This is a genomic window from Halorussus aquaticus (genome assembly GCF_024218795.1).
Lineage (GTDB): Archaea > Halobacteriota > Halobacteria > Halobacteriales > Haladaptataceae > Halorussus > Halorussus aquaticus.
The window spans coordinates 225927-240786 of record NZ_CP100400.1; the positions used below are offsets into that span (position 1 = coordinate 225927).

18 protein-coding genes are annotated in these 14860 nt (G+C 66.3%); 12 read left to right on the forward strand and 6 right to left on the reverse strand.

What is annotated here, in order from left to right:
- Positions 1-15: 15 nt before the first annotated feature.
- Positions 16-945 (forward strand): GTP cyclohydrolase MptA, encoded by a 930-nt coding sequence (gene mptA / locus NGM06_RS01130; RefSeq protein ID WP_254268543.1) that lies wholly within the window; start codon positions 16-18, stop codon positions 943-945.
- A gap of 83 nt (positions 946-1028) precedes the next feature.
- On the forward strand, positions 1029-1235 hold the full coding sequence (locus tag NGM06_RS01135) for a hypothetical protein (RefSeq protein ID WP_254268544.1): 207 nt from the start codon (positions 1029-1031) through the stop codon (positions 1233-1235).
- Between the two features lie 9 nt (positions 1236-1244).
- Here NGM06_RS01135 and pyrF read toward each other — a convergent pair whose 3' ends face one another.
- Positions 1245-2129, reverse strand: coding sequence for an orotidine-5'-phosphate decarboxylase (pyrF, locus tag NGM06_RS01140; RefSeq protein WP_254268545.1), 885 nt, complete (start codon positions 2127-2129; stop codon positions 1245-1247).
- A gap of 156 nt (positions 2130-2285) precedes the next feature.
- Between pyrF and NGM06_RS01145 the strand changes: the two genes are divergently transcribed.
- Positions 2286-2942, forward strand: coding sequence for an HAD family hydrolase (locus NGM06_RS01145; RefSeq protein ID WP_254268546.1), 657 nt, complete (start codon positions 2286-2288; stop codon positions 2940-2942).
- Between the two features lie 84 nt (positions 2943-3026).
- On the opposite strand, the gene NGM06_RS01150 is transcribed toward NGM06_RS01145, so the two are convergent.
- Together NGM06_RS01150 and NGM06_RS01155 are read right to left on the reverse strand one after the other, a co-directional pair.
- Positions 3027-3428 carry a DUF7993 family protein gene (locus tag NGM06_RS01150; RefSeq protein ID WP_254268547.1) on the reverse strand — a complete coding sequence of 134 codons (402 nt, stop codon included), beginning with the start codon at positions 3426-3428 and terminating at the stop codon, positions 3027-3029.
- 66 nt (positions 3429-3494) lie between these two features.
- Positions 3495-3947, reverse strand: a complete 453-nt coding sequence (locus NGM06_RS01155; protein ID WP_254268548.1) for a DUF2240 family protein — start codon at positions 3945-3947, stop codon at positions 3495-3497.
- Positions 3948-4416: 469 nt separating this feature from the next.
- Here NGM06_RS01155 and NGM06_RS01160 point away from each other — a divergent pair, with 469 nt between their 5' ends.
- The 3 genes from NGM06_RS01160 to NGM06_RS01170 all read left to right on the forward strand — a co-directional run bounded on the left by NGM06_RS01160 (position 4417) and on the right by NGM06_RS01170 (position 6396).
- Positions 4417-5037, forward strand: coding sequence for a DUF7282 domain-containing protein (locus NGM06_RS01160; protein ID WP_254268549.1), 621 nt, complete (start codon positions 4417-4419; stop codon positions 5035-5037).
- Between the two features lie 114 nt (positions 5038-5151).
- The gene (locus NGM06_RS01165; protein ID WP_254268550.1) at positions 5152-6078 is read left to right on the forward strand and encodes an HFX_2341 family transcriptional regulator; all 927 of its coding nucleotides are present in this window, start codon (positions 5152-5154) and stop codon (positions 6076-6078) included.
- A gap of 84 nt (positions 6079-6162) precedes the next feature.
- Entirely contained in the window at positions 6163-6396 is a 234-nt protein-coding gene (locus tag NGM06_RS01170; protein ID WP_163520135.1) for a DUF7385 family protein, read from the forward strand.
- 12 nt (positions 6397-6408) lie between these two features.
- Here the strand turns inward: NGM06_RS01170 and NGM06_RS01175 are convergent, their stop codons facing one another.
- Positions 6409-7113 (reverse strand): DUF1405 domain-containing protein, encoded by a 705-nt coding sequence (locus NGM06_RS01175; protein WP_254268551.1) that lies wholly within the window; start codon positions 7111-7113, stop codon positions 6409-6411.
- A gap of 119 nt (positions 7114-7232) precedes the next feature.
- Between NGM06_RS01175 and pdxS the strand changes: the two genes are divergently transcribed.
- Together pdxS and NGM06_RS01185 are read left to right on the forward strand one after the other, a co-directional pair.
- Positions 7233-8141, forward strand: coding sequence for a pyridoxal 5'-phosphate synthase lyase subunit PdxS (gene pdxS, locus NGM06_RS01180; protein WP_254268552.1), 909 nt, complete (start codon positions 7233-7235; stop codon positions 8139-8141).
- A 111-nt stretch (positions 8142-8252) separates the two neighbouring features.
- Entirely contained in the window at positions 8253-8441 is a 189-nt protein-coding gene (locus NGM06_RS01185; protein WP_254268553.1) for a hypothetical protein, read from the forward strand.
- A 54-nt stretch (positions 8442-8495) separates the two neighbouring features.
- Here NGM06_RS01185 and NGM06_RS01190 read toward each other — a convergent pair whose 3' ends face one another.
- Positions 8496-9380 (reverse strand): homoserine kinase, encoded by an 885-nt coding sequence (locus NGM06_RS01190; protein ID WP_254268554.1) that lies wholly within the window; start codon positions 9378-9380, stop codon positions 8496-8498.
- Between the two features lie 130 nt (positions 9381-9510).
- On the opposite strand from NGM06_RS01190, the gene NGM06_RS01195 reads away from it, so the two are divergent.
- A complete protein-coding gene (locus NGM06_RS01195) occupies positions 9511-10161 on the forward strand; it encodes an adenylate kinase (protein ID WP_254268555.1) in 651 nt (216 codons plus the stop codon).
- Between the two features lie 151 nt (positions 10162-10312).
- On the opposite strand, the gene NGM06_RS01200 is transcribed toward NGM06_RS01195, so the two are convergent.
- The gene (locus NGM06_RS01200; RefSeq protein WP_254268556.1) at positions 10313-11896 is read right to left on the reverse strand and encodes a DUF4352 domain-containing protein; all 1584 of its coding nucleotides are present in this window, start codon (positions 11894-11896) and stop codon (positions 10313-10315) included.
- A gap of 253 nt (positions 11897-12149) precedes the next feature.
- Between NGM06_RS01200 and NGM06_RS01205 the strand changes: the two genes are divergently transcribed.
- From NGM06_RS01205 to NGM06_RS01215, 3 genes are all read left to right on the forward strand, one after another.
- Complete coding sequence (locus NGM06_RS01205) at positions 12150-13067, forward strand: DUF106 domain-containing protein (RefSeq protein ID WP_254268557.1); 918 nt, start codon at positions 12150-12152, stop codon at positions 13065-13067.
- A gap of 235 nt (positions 13068-13302) precedes the next feature.
- A complete protein-coding gene (gene cmk, locus NGM06_RS01210; RefSeq protein ID WP_254268558.1) occupies positions 13303-13878 on the forward strand; it encodes a (d)CMP kinase in 576 nt (191 codons plus the stop codon).
- 4 nt (positions 13879-13882) lie between these two features.
- Positions 13883-14752, forward strand: coding sequence for an RNA-guided pseudouridylation complex pseudouridine synthase subunit Cbf5 (locus NGM06_RS01215; protein ID WP_254268559.1), 870 nt, complete (start codon positions 13883-13885; stop codon positions 14750-14752).
- Positions 14753-14860: the final 108 nt, after the last annotated feature.

Sequence of the window (14860 nt, forward strand, 5' to 3'; positions counted from 1 at the left end):
CGCTACGCTCAGGTAATGGAAAAGCAACTGCCGGACGTACAAGCCTCCGAACCGGACGTGACCGTGGGGCTGAACCGCGTCGGCGTGACCGGCGTCACGAAGTTAGTGGAACTGGCCCGCCCCGACAAGCGGCCCATCGTGCTGACCGCGGAGTTCGAGGTGCTGGTGGACCTGCCGAGTTGGCGGAAAGGCGCGGACATGAGTCGCAACATGGAGGTCGTGGACGAGATTCTGGAAGACGCCGTGAGCGAACCCACCTACTCCGTCGAGGACCTCTGCGGAGAGGTGGCCGAGCAACTGCTCGACAAACACGACTACACCTCGAAGGCCGAGGTCAAGATGGAAGCCGAGTACATGATAAAGGACCGGACGCCCGAGAGCGACCGCCCGACGCAGGCCACCGCGGACATCATCGCCAGCGCGACGGCGACCGAGGACGGCACCCGCGAGGAGATCGGTGCGCGCGTGACCGGCATGACGGTCTGTCCCTGCTCGCAGGGGATGATGAGCCAGACCGCCCGCGAGAAACTCGAAGACCTCGGGGTCGGCGACGAGGAGGTCACGGAGTTCCTGCAGGAGGTCCCGCAGGCGGGCCACTCCCAGCGCGGCCACGCCACGCTCACGGTCGAGAGCGACGGCGCGCCCGAGGCCGACCTGATGGACCTCATCGAGGTGGCGCGTGACTCGATGAGCGCCCGCATCTACAACCTCGCCAAGCGCCCCGACGAGGACCACATGACCTTCGAGGCCCACGCGAATGCCAAGTTCGTGGAGGACTGCGTGCGCGACATGGCCGAGGGCGTCGTCACCGAGTTCCCGGACCTGCCCGACGACGCCGTGGTGACGATGAAACAGAGCAACGACGAGTCCATCCACCAGCACAACGCCCACGCCGAACGCGTCGCCGAAGTCCGGGCGCTCCGCGAGGAACTCGCCGACGACTGACCGGTCGAACTGGCGTCCATTTTCCCGTCCTCGATTCTGCCCGCCCCTAGACTCATACACGTTCGCGGCCTAGTCGAGTACCGATGAGCGTCACAGGTCTCTGCCAGATTTGCGAGCAGAACGACGCCGAGCACTCGTGTCCCAACTGCGGGACGCTGGCCTGCGAGAAGCACTGGAGCGAGGCGACCGGCCTCTGCGCGCAGTGTGCCGCCGCCGTCGAGCGCAGCGGCGGAGACGAGAGCGCGGTCCGGCCCGACGACCTCGACGACGACGAAGTGATGCGATTCTGACCTCGTCGGTCAGCGGTGGCGGTTCAGTTGCCCCACGAGTCGCCCGGCGGACTGCCGGGCCGCCGCGGCGTAGTCGTCCTGCCCGCGCCGACGCCCGCGTCCGGCGGTCTCACCGGCGTAGAGGACCTCCCGCGAGGTCTCCACCAGTCCGACGCCCTCGTTCTCGCCGCTCGCGGGACCGGCGTGCGCGGCGACCTCCGGGTCGTTTCTCGCGCCGCCGACCACGAAGAAGGGCCGGTTGGGCGCGCGCTCGCGGAGGGTCTCGACCGTGTCGCCGTCGCCGCCGACCAGCAGGCCAACGTCTGCCGCGGCGTCGGCGGCCCACGACGCCCCGAGTTCGGCCGCGCGCCCGGCGATTGTCGGTTTCTCGTCCTCGTCGTCCGTCTTCTCGCCCTCGTCGTTGTGGTTCGTCATCCTGTCTCCCGTCTCCGAGTCATCAGTCACCTCGCGGTCCTGCAGGTCCGTCGCGCCCGCGTTCGGCGTCCGGCAGGTCACGAAGACGCCGAGGTCGCGGTCGAGGACGGGCGCGAGCGCGTCCCGGCCGAGGTACGGCGAGACCGTCACGGCGTCCACGCTGTCGAGCAGGTCGGCGTCCGGGTTCGGGATTTCGGCGTACTTCGCGTCGAGGACGACCGGAACGCCCCGACCGCGGGCGTACGCGACGGTCTCGGCCAGCGCGGTCCACCCCTTCGGGTCGGCGTAGTACGCTGGCGCGACCGAGTACGCCGCGACGCGCTCGTAGGTCGCGTCCACGATTCGGCGGTTGAACGCCCGTCGGGGGTAGTCGTACTCCCGGCAGTCGTCGGGGAGGCGTGCGGGGTCGGGGTTCAGGCCCACAGCGAGGACGCCGCCGGTCGTCCGGATTCGCTCGCGGAGGCGGTCGAAGAAGGTCATACCGAGCGTTGCGATGGGTCCGACAAGGTTCTTGCCTTCGCGAGTTCCGCCGTCTCGGCGATATCTCCGCGATACCGCCGGGGATACCCCGTCGGCGACCGCGTCGGTTCGGTCGCTCCCGTAGGTCTCAAGAGGCCGTTGGGCCAAGGGACGTGCGTGACCATCTCTGCCGTCATCTTCGACTTCGACGAGACGCTGGCCGTGCCCGCTCGCTCGCGCGAGGCGGTGCTGGCCGAGAGTACCGAGGCGGTCGGTGCGCCCGACCTGTCGCGCGAGGCGTACCTCGAAGCACACGCGAAGCACCTCGACAGCGAGAGTCGGACGCCCATCTTCGCCGAGATGCTGCCCGAGGACAGCGACGTAGACCCCGAGGAACTCGCCGACGCCTACCGCCAGAAGGTCGCCGAGTCGCTCCGCCCGGTCGAGGGCGTACCCGGCCTGCTGGCGGACCTCCGCGAGGAGTACGCGCTCGGACTCCTCACCAACGGTCCGTCGAAGGCACAGTGGAGCAAACTCGACCAGTTCGACTGGATAGACCGCTTCGACGCCACCGCGATTACGGGCGACCTCGCCGCTGGGAAACCCGACGTGCGCGCGTTCGAGGCCGTCCTCGACGACCTCGGCGTCGAACCCGACGAGGCGGTCTACGTCGGCGACGACCCCGAGGCCGACGTGGAGGGCGCGCGGAACGCCGGACTGTACGCCGTGCAGGTCCTCTACGAGGGCAGTCCCGACCGCCATCCGGACGCCCACGCCTACGTCGAACGCGACTCGCTGGCGGCCGACCTCCCCGGAATCGTCCGCGACCTCTGACCGATCCTCCCGTCGTTCGGACCGCTCGACTCTCCCCGTCGTTCGGACCGCTCACCGTTCTCTCTCCTCGGGACCGCGACCGACTCACGCCGCGTTCTCGGCGGCTTCCACCGTCGAGACGAACACGTCGGTCGCCCGCTTGACCTCCGCGCCGTCCTCGACGAAGACCAGCGTCCGCGGGGGCCGAACCGCCTTCGGTCGGACGCGCAGGCCCACCGACTCCGCGCTCTCGGCCGCGGCGTCGGCCTCCTCGCGGAACTCGACGCGGACCCGGTCCTCGTGGACGTAGACCTCCGCCAGAACGTCGGACTCCCCGCCCGACTCGCGGGCGACCTCGTAGGCCAGTTCGCCGTCGGCCGACCCCTCCACGTCGGCGTCGGCGTTGACGACTTCGAGGGCGTCGAGTCCGGAGTCCTTGCGACTCGACACCTCCGAAGAGAGCAGTTGGGCGATGCGCTTGCCGTCGGTAGTTCGCTCCTCGACCATACCCGACGATTGGCGCGGGACCGAATCAGCCTTCGGCTTTCGAGCGTTCGCGGTCGGCCCGCGGACTCAGTCGTCGGCCTTCAGTTCCTCGCGGGCCTCGGCGGCCTCGCGGCCGACGTCCACGCCGCGCCGCCGGGCGTACACGACCGCGGCGGCCTCGATGGTCACGCCGAGGCGACTCTGGAGGTCGTTGATTTCGGCCACCGCGGTCTGCTTGTCGGTCCCCGCCGAGACCACCTTGTCGAGCAGTTTCTCGAAGGTGGACTGCTCCTGCAGGATGGACTCGTCGGGTACGAACTCCTCGGCGATTTCGACCGCCGCGACGTCGAACTCCGCGACTACCTCGCCGTCGTCGTGCGCGAGCAGTCCCTGCCCGGCCGCCACGTCGATGAGACGCTCGGCCTGGTCGGGCGAGAACCAGTCGCGGTCCAACGACAGCGCGACGACGAACTCGCTCTCGGGCATCGACTCGGTGCCCTTCTGCTGGAACGGGGCGGCGACTGCACTCCGGAGACTCATCGCTCGAAAGGGTGCGGGTGATCTGCGTAAAGGTGGCGGTTCTCCGATGGAGAGTAACGAGGTAACGACCGACCTACGCGAAGACGCGGGGCGGTTTCGAAAAGTTCCGCGAGCGGGCGACTCCGTTCAGTCCGTCTAGTAAGCCGTAGACAAGGGTTTCTTTCTGCTCAGTAGGGTAGCGTGTAGGAAGATAGGACTTTTTGTTCGTGTAGATGCTACCCGAACGAGGTTTCTCCGGAAGATATCGTATCTCCGGTCAAGGTGGAGGCGATGAGTGCGGTGTGAATTTCTCGTCGCAGCGTGCTATCGACCATTATCCATCTGTTTGATATATATGGCCCTTACCGTTATGTAATCTTCAGTCCGACGGAGAACTACCCCATTTCTCTTAGAAATAGTTTCATAACGCCCGGAACGAGTTGGTGGGTTTACAGAACAGGGGAGCTTCCTCTTTAAAGGAGGGTTCCGAATGAGAGAGAAACGGCTCACCGTCACGATAATCACAATTGTGGTAATGAGCGCGATAGGGATGGGATTGATGATACCTAGCGCCGAATCAGTTGATGACCAGTCTGCTGTCACAGCCCAAGAAACAACGACGGTTGCAGACGGAGCACAGACGTCCAATTTGACGTTTACGAATCAGACATCGAACGGGAGTGCGGTTGTCGCAAGTGAAGTCGTAATCGCCGAGCGCCTCCGGCCGAATGGCGGGTTCGTCGTAATTCACGCTGTGAACGAATCAGTGGTCGGTGAGAACGCGACCGACATGCTCGGCGGTGCGCTGACCGAAACCGTCAATAATTCGAGCCTCGGTGATCGACTGGGTAACTCGACGTTGCTAGGTCCCGGACCACACGAGAACGTGACGGTCGCTCTCGACAAACCGCTGGAGGAGAGCCAAGTGCTCGTCGCAGTCCTCTACAACAACACCAACGCTAACGAGCGGTTCGATCCAGAGGCCGACACGCCGATGGAAGTCGACGAGTTCCCCGGAGAACTCGTCGCTGATATCGGCCTCGTCAACGTCTCAGCGACAGCCGAGGGAACGACCGTTGCCGAGCCAGAGACTACGACGACCGAGACGTAAGCAGCCACTCGGTCACTACCTATCGGTTTCTCTTCGACTCTACGAACCCTTACTCCTGAATCGAACGGTGTACCACTTGAGGGGATTAATAAACGTCCCTGCTAAGTACAGCATATGCAGACCCACATCGTCCCGGTCGGGTTCGACTACGACCGGCTCATCGCGCCCCTCGTGCGCGACCAGTTGGACGTGGACCGCGTCATCCTGTTGGAGGGTGCGGTCGGGAGCGAGGCCAACGTCGAGTACTCCCGGAACCTCTCTCAGAAGTTGGAGCAGGACTTCCAGAACCTTCTCGGCGCGACGACCGAGCGCGTGGTCGTCGCGGACGTGTACGACTACGACGCCGCCTTCGAGCAGGCCTACGACCTGATAAACGCGGAACTCGACGAGGATCGGGAGGTCTGGGTCAACATCTCCGCGATGCCCCGGACCGTCAGCTTCGCCTTCGCCACCGCGGCCCACTCCGTGATGGTCGAACGCGAGGAGGACCGCGAGAAGATTCACACCTACTACACCGCCCCGGAGAAGTACCTCGAAACCGAACTCGCCGAGGAACTCCGGCGACAGGCGGACCTCCTCGAAGACCTCTCCGGGGACGCCGGGGCCGCCGACGGAGTCGAGACCGACCGCATCGAGCACCGCCTCGACAGCGCCCGTGACCTGCTCTCGGAGTTCGACGAGCGCGGCACGACCATCGGCGCGAAGCGCGTCGGCGACGGCCATATCGCGGAGATTCCGGTCGCCTCCTTCTCCAACGTCAAGCCCTTCGAGGAGGTCATCCTGTTCCAACTCGGCGAGGCGGGGGAGTTCGAGTCGGTCTCGGAACTCGCGGAGGCGCTGGCCAGCGAACTCGACGAGGAGTACACCGACAGCTTCCGGTCGAAGGTCATCTACAACGTGGACCGGTTGGGTCCGGGCGGCAAGGGGTACATCGAACAGGAGGAACACGGGAAGTCCTACCGGACGCGCCTGTCCCGAATCGGGGAGTTGTGGGTCCGGGCGCACGCGAACGGCGAGCCGCCACGCGGTTCGGACACGTGAGCGGCGAAGCCGCGAACGGGGAGTAGACGCGAGCGGAGCGAGCGACAGAACTATCACGGTTCCAAACATCCGAGAAGTCGAGTCATGGACCAGAGCGAACTCTCGGAACTCGTCTCGTCGCTGACGCCGTACGAGTCCGCCGGCACCGTCAACACGTACCGGAACACGGTCAGCATCGCCTGTCCGGCCTGCGAGGAGTCGTTCGACGACATGGTCGTCTGCGAGGGCGAGTACGACAGCCTCGAACTGAGCCGGTTGCTCGACCTCTGCGTGACCACCGCCGGTGACGACGTGGTGCTGTTCACCCATCAGGAGTAACAGCCACGACGCTCACCGCGCTTCCAACTTCTTCACTCGCGTCGCCAGCGCCAGAAACGTCGCGCTAATCGTAATCACGACCGCTCCGGCCGCCGCGATTTCGTGGGTCGGCGAGGGGTGGGAGAACCCGTTCGCCAGCACCTCCTGTCCGGGGAGGGTCGTGTGGTGGGGCGTGCCGACTAACGGCACGAAGTAGTCCACCACGTCGTTGAAGCCGTACCAGACCACCGCGACCAGCACCGCGCCGACCGGGAAGTCGCTGTAGCGGTGGATGACGAACGCCTCGGCGACCATCCCGAGGTGGCTCCAGAACAGGAAGTTGTACATCAGCACCGAGTTGTACGAGAACCCGTCCATGAACGCCAGTAGGACGAACGGGGTCCAGAGGCCGAGTTTGAGACAGCCGAAGAACGCGAGGGCGTTGACTACCTCCGAGTTCCGGCCGAGTTTCCAGAGCGCGAGACTGGCCGCGATGAACAGTGTCGCGACCGGACTGTCGGGGACGAACGGCCACATCACGGGCGGTTCGACCCCGAACTGTAGCGTTATCAGCGGGTCCGACAGGGGGAGTGGGTGGAAGCCGTAGTACCAGAAGCCGAACGCGGTCCCGGCGAGGTTGACCGCGACGATGACCCACGCGTACCGGAGCGCGAGGTCCTCCAGCGACTCCGGGAGCGGCGCGACGTAGCCCGGAAGGTCGGCCCGGTCGGGGAGCATACCGAAGTCGTCTCACGTCCGGCGCAAAGCTTTGGCGGTCTCGGGGCGCACTCGCGGGGTACCGGCAGAAGGACTGGTAATCGGTACGCATTAACCGGACGCGTCCCGATGTCTCACACATGGCCGACGAGACAGACATCGAGGAACTCAAGCGAGGAAGCGAACTCGTCAAGCGCGGGTTCGCCCGGATGCAGAAGGGCGGCGTCATCATGGACGTGGTGAACCGCGAACAGGCCCGCATCGCCGAGGACGCGGGCGCAGTCGCGGTGATGGCGCTGGAAGCCGTCCCGGCCGACATCCGCAAGCGCGGCGGCGTCGCGCGGATGGCCGACCCCGCGGACGTCGAGGAGATAATCGACGAGGTGTCGATTCCGGTGATGGGCAAGTCCCGCATCGGTCACACAAAGGAGGCCGAGATTCTGGGGGCCATCGGCGTGGACATGATAGACGAGTCGGAGGTCCTCACCCCCGCCGACGACAAGTACCACATCGACAAGCGCGAGTTCACTTCGCCGTTCGTCTGCGGCGCGCGCAACCTCGGTGAGGCCCTGCGCCGCATCGAAGAGGGCGCGGCGATGATTCGGACGAAGGGCGAGGCGGGCACGGGCGACGTGAATCAGGCGGTCCACCACCAGCGCAACATCAAGAGCGCGATTCGGAAAATCGAGGGGATGACTCACGAGGAGCGCGAGGCCTTCGCCCGCGACATCGAGGCCCCCGCGCCGCTCGTCCACGAGACCGCCGAGGAGGGGCGCCTCCCGGTCGTCAACTTCGCGGCGGGCGGCATCGCCACGCCCGCGGACGCCGCGCTGATGATGCACCACGGCTGTGACGGCATCTTCGTCGGGTCGGGCATCTTCGGCGCGGAGGACCCCGAGGCGATGGCCGACGCCATCGTGGAGGCGACGAACAACTGGGACGACCCCGAGCGACTCGCCGCCATCAGCAAGGACATCGGGTCGGGCATGAAAGGCGAGGCCAACGCCGACCTGCCCGAGGAAGAGAAGCTTCAGGGTCGCGGGAACTGAGCGACCGCCGGACCGTCGTCCGAGCGGGCGGCGAACGGTGGGAACCGCACCAACTCTTCTCTATCACCCATCACAGAAAGTGTTAAAAATACGTGGTGTGTTCGTGCTCACATGGATTCCCCGTTCGAGAACCCGGCCGTCCGATACGGGATGGGTCTCAGCAGTGCCGCAGTGCTCGTGTTCGTCGCGCTCTCGTTCCTCGACGGAATCACTCGGTGGTTCGTGTTGGGTATGGCGGTCCTCGAAGTCGTCCTCGTTCCGCAACTACTGAAGCGAGCGATGGCGCAGAATAACGCCTGACCGGCTGAAAACGTACTGAACGATACTGTCGGTACGCGCTCGATAGCGACCTGCTCACTCCCCGAGTATCTCCGCACCGCGCCCGATTCCCGTCTGGTACGCTTGCGCGTCCACGCCAGCCTCGCCGAAGGCACCGACCATCGCGGAGGCGACCGCCCGGCGCTGGTCGCAGTCGCGACAGACCGCCAGCACGCCGGGACCCGCCCCGGAGACAGTTACGCCGGTCGCGCCCGCCTCGCGTGCGGCGTCGGCCACCGCGTCGTAACCCTCGATGAGGTCGGCGCGGGCGGGCGTCACGACCGGGTCGGTCAGCCCTCTGCCGACGAGTTCCGGGTCGTCGCGGCACATCCCCGCCACCAGCGTCGAGGCGTTGCCGACGGTCTCGACCATCTGGTCCATCTCGACCGACTCGGGGACGACGCCGCGGGCCTCGCGGGTCGAGACGACGGTCTCGGGCAGGCAGACGACCACCGGAAGGTCGGCGTCGATTCGCGTGATGCCCTCGTCGGTGACGATGGTGAATCCGCCCAGAATCGACGGGGCCACGTTGTCGGCGTGGGCCTCGCCCGAGACGACCGCCTCGCCCTCCGCGGCCAACCACACTAGTTCCTCGCGGGAGAGACCTCGGTCGTAGAGTTCGTTGAGTGCGACCGCCGCGCCCGCAGCGCTCGACGCCGAGGAGCCGAGTCCGGACGACGGCCGGACGCCCTTGTCTATCTCGATGTGGGCCGGGGCGTCGAGTTCGCGCGCGACCACTCCCGCGGTGTTCTCCGCGGGTTCCGTCGGGACGAACTCCGCGCCCGCGCCGGTCACCTCGATGGTGGTCTCGCTCGCGCGCTCGACTCGGACGACGTCGGCCGGGCGGGTCAGTGCCACCCCGAACACGTCGAAACCGCTCCCGAGGTTCGCGCTCGTCGCCGGGGCCCGCACCGTAAGCATGACCGTGCATTGTGAGGGCCAAATGAAAAACCTGCCGGGCCGCGCCGGGGAGTGGTACCCATTGACAGTTTCCAAGTCACGGTCGTCCGCTTTCTTTAAGCCTTTATGGGTGGGCGATGCATCCTTACGTATGAACCCGCACATTCTGATACTCGGTGCGCCGGGCGCAGGCAAGGGAACCCAGAGCGACAACATCGTCGAGGAGTTCGGCGTCGAACACGTCACGACCGGCGACGCCCTCCGGGCGAACAAGGAGATGGACATCAGCCACCTCGGTCTGGAGTACGACACGCCGGGCGAGTACATGGACCGCGGCGAACTCGTCCCCGACGAGGTCGTCAACGAAATCGTCGAGACGGCCCTCGACGAGGCCGACGGCTACGTGCTCGACGGCTACCCGCGCAACCTCGATCAGGCCGAGACCCTCTCGGAGATGACCGACCTCGACGCGGTACTCTACCTCGACGTGGACGAGGACGTGCTGGTCGAGCGACTCACCGGCCGCCGAGTCTGCGAGGAGTGCGGTGCGACCTATCACGTCGAGTTCAGTCCCCCCGAGGAGGAAGGCGTCTGCGACGCGTGCGGCGGCGACCTCTACCAACGAGAGGACGACACCGAGGAGACTGCCCGCGAACGCATCCGCGTCTACGAGGAGAACACCGCGCCGGTCGTGGAGTTCTACGACGACCGGGGGAGTCTGGTCAGCATCGACGGAGACCAGACGCCCGACGAGGTGTGGGAGGACGTCAAAGACGCCATCGAAGCGAACGCCGACGCCTGAACGTCCGTCGGCAGAACGCCCGACTTCACGGTTGCCACTCTTCTGCACTCGCAGTTCTTCATATCTACTTCCTCGAATCCATTTCTTCGAGTGTCCCGGCAGTGGAGTCAGTCGAATCTCCTCCGAACCCCGGGTCTCTCTCCGAAGTCGGTCAGGCCGACCACGACACGAAGGCGTCGCCGTCGGACGAACATCGCACGGAGAGTTCGTCCGTGGACGCGTCGTCGGGGACCTGAAACACCAGCCATCCGGTGTGGGTCGCTCCCGGTTCGGACTCGGATTCGGGGGCGTAGAATCGCCCGTCGACGGGCGAGGCGAGTCCGTCGCCGTCGTCGGACGACTGGTGGAATACCGAGTAGGACTCGCCGTCGACGGCGACTGAGAACGCGGTCGCGTCCGGGAACTCGACCGACTCGGTCGCGGTGTTCTCGGCCGTCACGGAGACGAACGCGAACGTCTTGCCCGGCGGTGCGCGGTACGTCTCGTTCCCGCCCGCGTCGTAGATGTACGAGGCGAGCAGTCCGTCGAAGTGGTCGTTTCCGAGTTCTGCGCGGAGCCTCGCTCCCTCCGGCGTCGTGAACGACTCCGCCAGCGTGCGCGTCGCCGGGTGAACGTCCACGCTCGCCGCGGCCGACCCCGGCCGGAGACGATACCGGGCCGTGCCCGGTTCCGGCGGTTCGATTTCGGTCGTCCGCGTCGCGCTCGATCCGGGGGACAGGTCCAGTTCGAGCGTCTCGCTCGGGTGCCAGTCGGTCGCGTCGGCGTATCGGTGTTCGAGACCGCCGCGGTACGTCCCCGCGACCGACCCCGTGTTCTCGACGGCCACGGTCACGGTGACCGACTCGCCGAACTCCACCTCGCCAAGCATCTGCAATTCAGTGACCTCGAATCGCGGGAGTTCGACGGGGTCGAACCGCCACCGCGCCTCTGGAATCGAGTCGCCGTCCGCGCTCGTGCCGTCCGCGGTCGTGCTGTCGGCGTTCGTTTCGCCCCCGACGGTCGTCTCGCTCTCGTCGGCGTCCTCGCCCGCGGGCGAGACCGTCTCGTTTCGGGTTTCCGACTCGGTTCGCGTTCGGTTCCACGCGAACTCCGGTCCCGCGGTCGCTCGCTCGCGGGGAACCTCCGCGAGGAGCCATCCCGTTTGCGCCTCGTCGGGTTCTATCGTCTCCCGGGCGAACGGGTCGCCGTCGATGCCGTCGAGACCCGTGAGATCGCCTTCGTTCCGGGGGAGTGCCGCGAGTACCTCGCCCTCCGCGACCGAGAAGTCCTCGGGTGCGACACGAACCTGACTGTTCCCTCGGTTCTCCACCGATGCTTCGACGGTCACGAGCACCGAGTCGGGGTCCGGTGCGAGGACGACCCGACCGTTCGCAGTATCGTAGAACAGGCCCGAGTGCGGCGATAATCCCATGAGGCCGACTGCGGGACCGTCGTCGAGGGCGAACTGCTCGCCGCCGCGCAGCGACCGGCCCGAAACCGAGACGACGTGAGACGCCCCAGTTTCGGCGAGTTCGAATCGGTAATCTCCGGCGTGCCCGAGCGAGAACGGACCGGTCTCGACCGTTCTGGCCTCCGACGACGCCACGTCCGCGATTCGGATTCGCGTCTCGGGAACGTCGGCGTCGCCGCCGACGGTCAGCGCGTCCGCGAACTCGCCCGACTGTCCGCCCGCGTTCGTCACCGACACCGACAGCGAGAATCGTTCGCCGACCACGACGTTGTTCGGACCCGACACCGTAACGTCCTCGAACTGTACAGGACTTTGACGTAGCGCGCCGCCGAACGCCTGACAGCCTGCGAGAGACGGTAGAGCGGCCATACCGACGAGAGACAGGAGGTTCCGACGGTTCATACGCCAACGTCTGACAGCCGACGTATAATTCCACTGGCCATCGACCGGCGAAAGATTCTCGGCCGACAGCGAGTCGGCGGTCCGAGTCGGGTACAGAGCGAAAGTTGATTAACCGGGGGATTCCAAATCTGTCACAATGGCACGGACCGCGGACAAGATAGAGTCGCTCATCGCCGACGATTCGGGGATGGCCGACGCCTTAGCGGTCGTCTACGACCGCACCGACGCCGGCTCCGATCGAATCGCGTGGGCCGACGTGAACGACGAACTCACGAGCGGTCAGTGGGGTCGCCTCATCGAGAAGGACGTCCTCGAAAGCGTGGGCGACGAGTTCCGACTCTCGGACCCCGACGCGGTCGAGGCGGCGCTCGACGACGAACCGACGACCACCGTCACGACGACCGACGTGGACACCGACGTTGCGGACGTGGACGCCGACGAGTCGTCGTGGACGAAGTGGGACAAACTCGCGGCAGTCGGGGCCGGTGGTCTGTTCCTCGGCTACTCGCAGACGTCGGTCCGGAACGTCGTCGGCGGGACGGTCGATGTCGTTCTCGGCCCCATCGACGCGGTGGTACCGTTCTACCTCGTCGTGCTGACGGTGGCGCTACTGACGGGGCTGTTCACCACCCTGTTGCAGGCGAACCTGATGGACATGGACAAGATGAGCCAGTATCAGGAGCGCATGAAGGCCATCCAAGAGAAGCGCAAGGAGGCCAAGGAGCGCGGCGACGACGAGGCGCTCGAACAGATTCGCGACGAGCAGATGGACGCCATGGGCGACCAGCTCGGCATGTTCAAAGAGCAGTTCCGCCCGATGGTCTGGACGATGTTCTTCACCATCCCGGTGTTCCTGTGGATCTACTGGATGGTGCTGGACGGCCACGTCAGCACGGGCGAGTGGACCATCGTCGCGCCGCTCATCGGCGAGGCGCGGTGGACCTCGAAGATACTCGGCCCGATGCAGCTCTGGATCGTCTGGTACTTCCTCTGTTCGATGAGCTTCACTCAGCTCATCCGGAAGTCGCTGAACATCCAGACGACGCCGACGTAGACGACTGCTCCCGCGTTCCGTTTCTGAGTCGCTCGACGGCGCGGCCTTCTTCCGCGGAATTTTCCGGTCCGAAGTAGCATTTCGCTCGCCGCTCGTCCCACACTGTATCGACCAGTCGCATCACTCTCTCGCTCGAAGCGCGGCCGACACGTCGGCGGCGTCAGTCGCGGGACGGCGAATTCGGGGAACGCGACGAGTTCAAAACCTCTTTCATACCTCCACTCGGAGATGAGATATGCTAATTACAGTCTCCGGACCGCCGGGCAGCGGGAAGAGTACGACTGCCTCCAAACTGGCGGACGCGCTCGACCTCGACCACGTCAGCGGCGGCGACATCTTCCGGGAACTCGCGGACGAACGCGGCTACACCACGCTGGAGTTCAACAAGCTCGCCGAGGAGGACGACCAGATAGACCGCGACCTCGACCGACGCCTCCGGTCCATCGCGGCCGAGCGCGAGGACGTGGTGCTGGAGTCCCGACTCGCGGGCTGGTTGGCGGGCGAGCACGCCGACTTCCGCATCTGGCTCGACGCGCCGCTGGACGTGCGGGCCGAGCGCATCGCCGAGCGCGAGGACAAGTCCGTCGCGGAGACCCGCGAGGAGACCGCCGCGCGGCAGGGGAGCGAGGCCGACCGCTATCGGGAGTACTACGACATCGACATCACCGACCTCACCATCTACGACCTCTCGGTGAACACCGCGCGGTGGAACGCCGACTCGGTGCTGGAGATGCTCGTGACCGCCGTGGGCGACTACGACCCGGCCACCGACGAGGGGAAGTATCCCGTCGACGCAACCTACGACTTCTGACGCCATGCTCCGCGGACCTCCAGACGAACGACCTCCCGACGAACTGCTCGCCTTCGGCGTCGTGAACCTCGACAAACCGCCCGGTCCCTCGGCCCATCAGGTCGCGGCGTGGGTCCGCGACCGAGCGAGGGTAGACCAAGCCGCCCACGCCGGGACGCTCGACCCGAAGGTCACGGGCTGTCTGCCGGTGCTGACCGGCGCGGCGACCCGCCTCTCGCAGGTGTTTCTGGAGGGCGCGAAGGAGTACGTCGCGGTGCTGGAACTCCACGACGAGCCACCGGCCGACGTCGAGGCCATCGTCTCGGAGTTCGAGGGGCCGCTCTACCAGAAGCCCCCGCGAAAGAGCGCGGTGGCTCGCAAGCTCCGCGTGCGGGAAATCTACGACTTGGACCTGTTGGAAGTGAAAGACCGTCAGGCGCTCCTCCGCATTCGGTGCGAGAGCGGGACCTACATCCGGAAGCTCTGTCACGACCTCGGTCTCGCGCTCGGGACGGGCGCGCACATGGGCCACCTCCGCCGGACCGGGACCGACCCCTTCGACGACTCGACGCTGGTGACGATGGAGGACCTCACGGACGCGCTGGCGCGCTGGCGCGAGGACGGAGAAGACGACTGGCTCCGGGAGGTCGTCAGTCCGGCCGAGCGCGCGCTGACCCACATCCCGGCGGTCACCGTCGCGCCGAGCGCGGCCGAGCAGATAGCGCAGGGCGCGCAGGTGTACGCGCCGGGGGTCATCGCGGCGGACCCGGCGGACGAGGGGCAGTTGGTCGCCTGCTACACCCCGGACGAGGCCGCGGTCTGTCTCGGGACGATGGTCGGCGACGCGGACGCCGAGGAAGGCGTCGTCGTGGAACTGGAACGCGTACTGGTGTAGTCGGGACTCCGGGTTTCGATTCTCGCGCGGTGGGCGCGTCGCCCGCGGCGACGCGCCCGCACGCGCCGGGTCGGAGTACCGAACCGGCGTCCGCTCTCCCCGGTTCTC

Coding starts and splice junctions, on each gene's coding strand:
- mptA (WP_254268543.1), top strand. CDS start 16: ATGGAAAAGCAACTGCCGGACGTACAAGCCTCCGAACCGGACGTGACC.
- NGM06_RS01135 (WP_254268544.1), top strand. CDS start 1,029: ATGAGCGTCACAGGTCTCTGCCAGATTTGCGAGCAGAACGACGCCGAG.
- pyrF (WP_254268545.1), bottom strand. CDS start 2,129: ATGACCTTCTTCGACCGCCTCCGCGAGCGAATCCGGACGACCGGCGGC.
- NGM06_RS01150 (WP_254268547.1), bottom strand. CDS start 3,428: ATGGTCGAGGAGCGAACTACCGACGGCAAGCGCATCGCCCAACTGCTC.
- NGM06_RS01155 (WP_254268548.1), bottom strand. CDS start 3,947: ATGAGTCTCCGGAGTGCAGTCGCCGCCCCGTTCCAGCAGAAGGGCACC.
- NGM06_RS01160 (WP_254268549.1), top strand. CDS start 4,417: ATGAGAGAGAAACGGCTCACCGTCACGATAATCACAATTGTGGTAATG.
- NGM06_RS01165 (WP_254268550.1), top strand. CDS start 5,152: ATGCAGACCCACATCGTCCCGGTCGGGTTCGACTACGACCGGCTCATC.
- NGM06_RS01170 (WP_163520135.1), top strand. CDS start 6,163: ATGGACCAGAGCGAACTCTCGGAACTCGTCTCGTCGCTGACGCCGTAC.
- NGM06_RS01175 (WP_254268551.1), bottom strand. CDS start 7,113: ATGCTCCCCGACCGGGCCGACCTTCCGGGCTACGTCGCGCCGCTCCCG.
- pdxS (WP_254268552.1), top strand. CDS start 7,233: ATGGCCGACGAGACAGACATCGAGGAACTCAAGCGAGGAAGCGAACTC.
- NGM06_RS01185 (WP_254268553.1), top strand. CDS start 8,253: ATGGATTCCCCGTTCGAGAACCCGGCCGTCCGATACGGGATGGGTCTC.
- NGM06_RS01190 (WP_254268554.1), bottom strand. CDS start 9,380: ATGCTTACGGTGCGGGCCCCGGCGACGAGCGCGAACCTCGGGAGCGGT.
- NGM06_RS01195 (WP_254268555.1), top strand. CDS start 9,511: ATGAACCCGCACATTCTGATACTCGGTGCGCCGGGCGCAGGCAAGGGA.
- NGM06_RS01205 (WP_254268557.1), top strand. CDS start 12,150: ATGGCACGGACCGCGGACAAGATAGAGTCGCTCATCGCCGACGATTCG.
- cmk (WP_254268558.1), top strand. CDS start 13,303: ATGCTAATTACAGTCTCCGGACCGCCGGGCAGCGGGAAGAGTACGACT.
- NGM06_RS01215 (WP_254268559.1), top strand. CDS start 13,883: ATGCTCCGCGGACCTCCAGACGAACGACCTCCCGACGAACTGCTCGCC.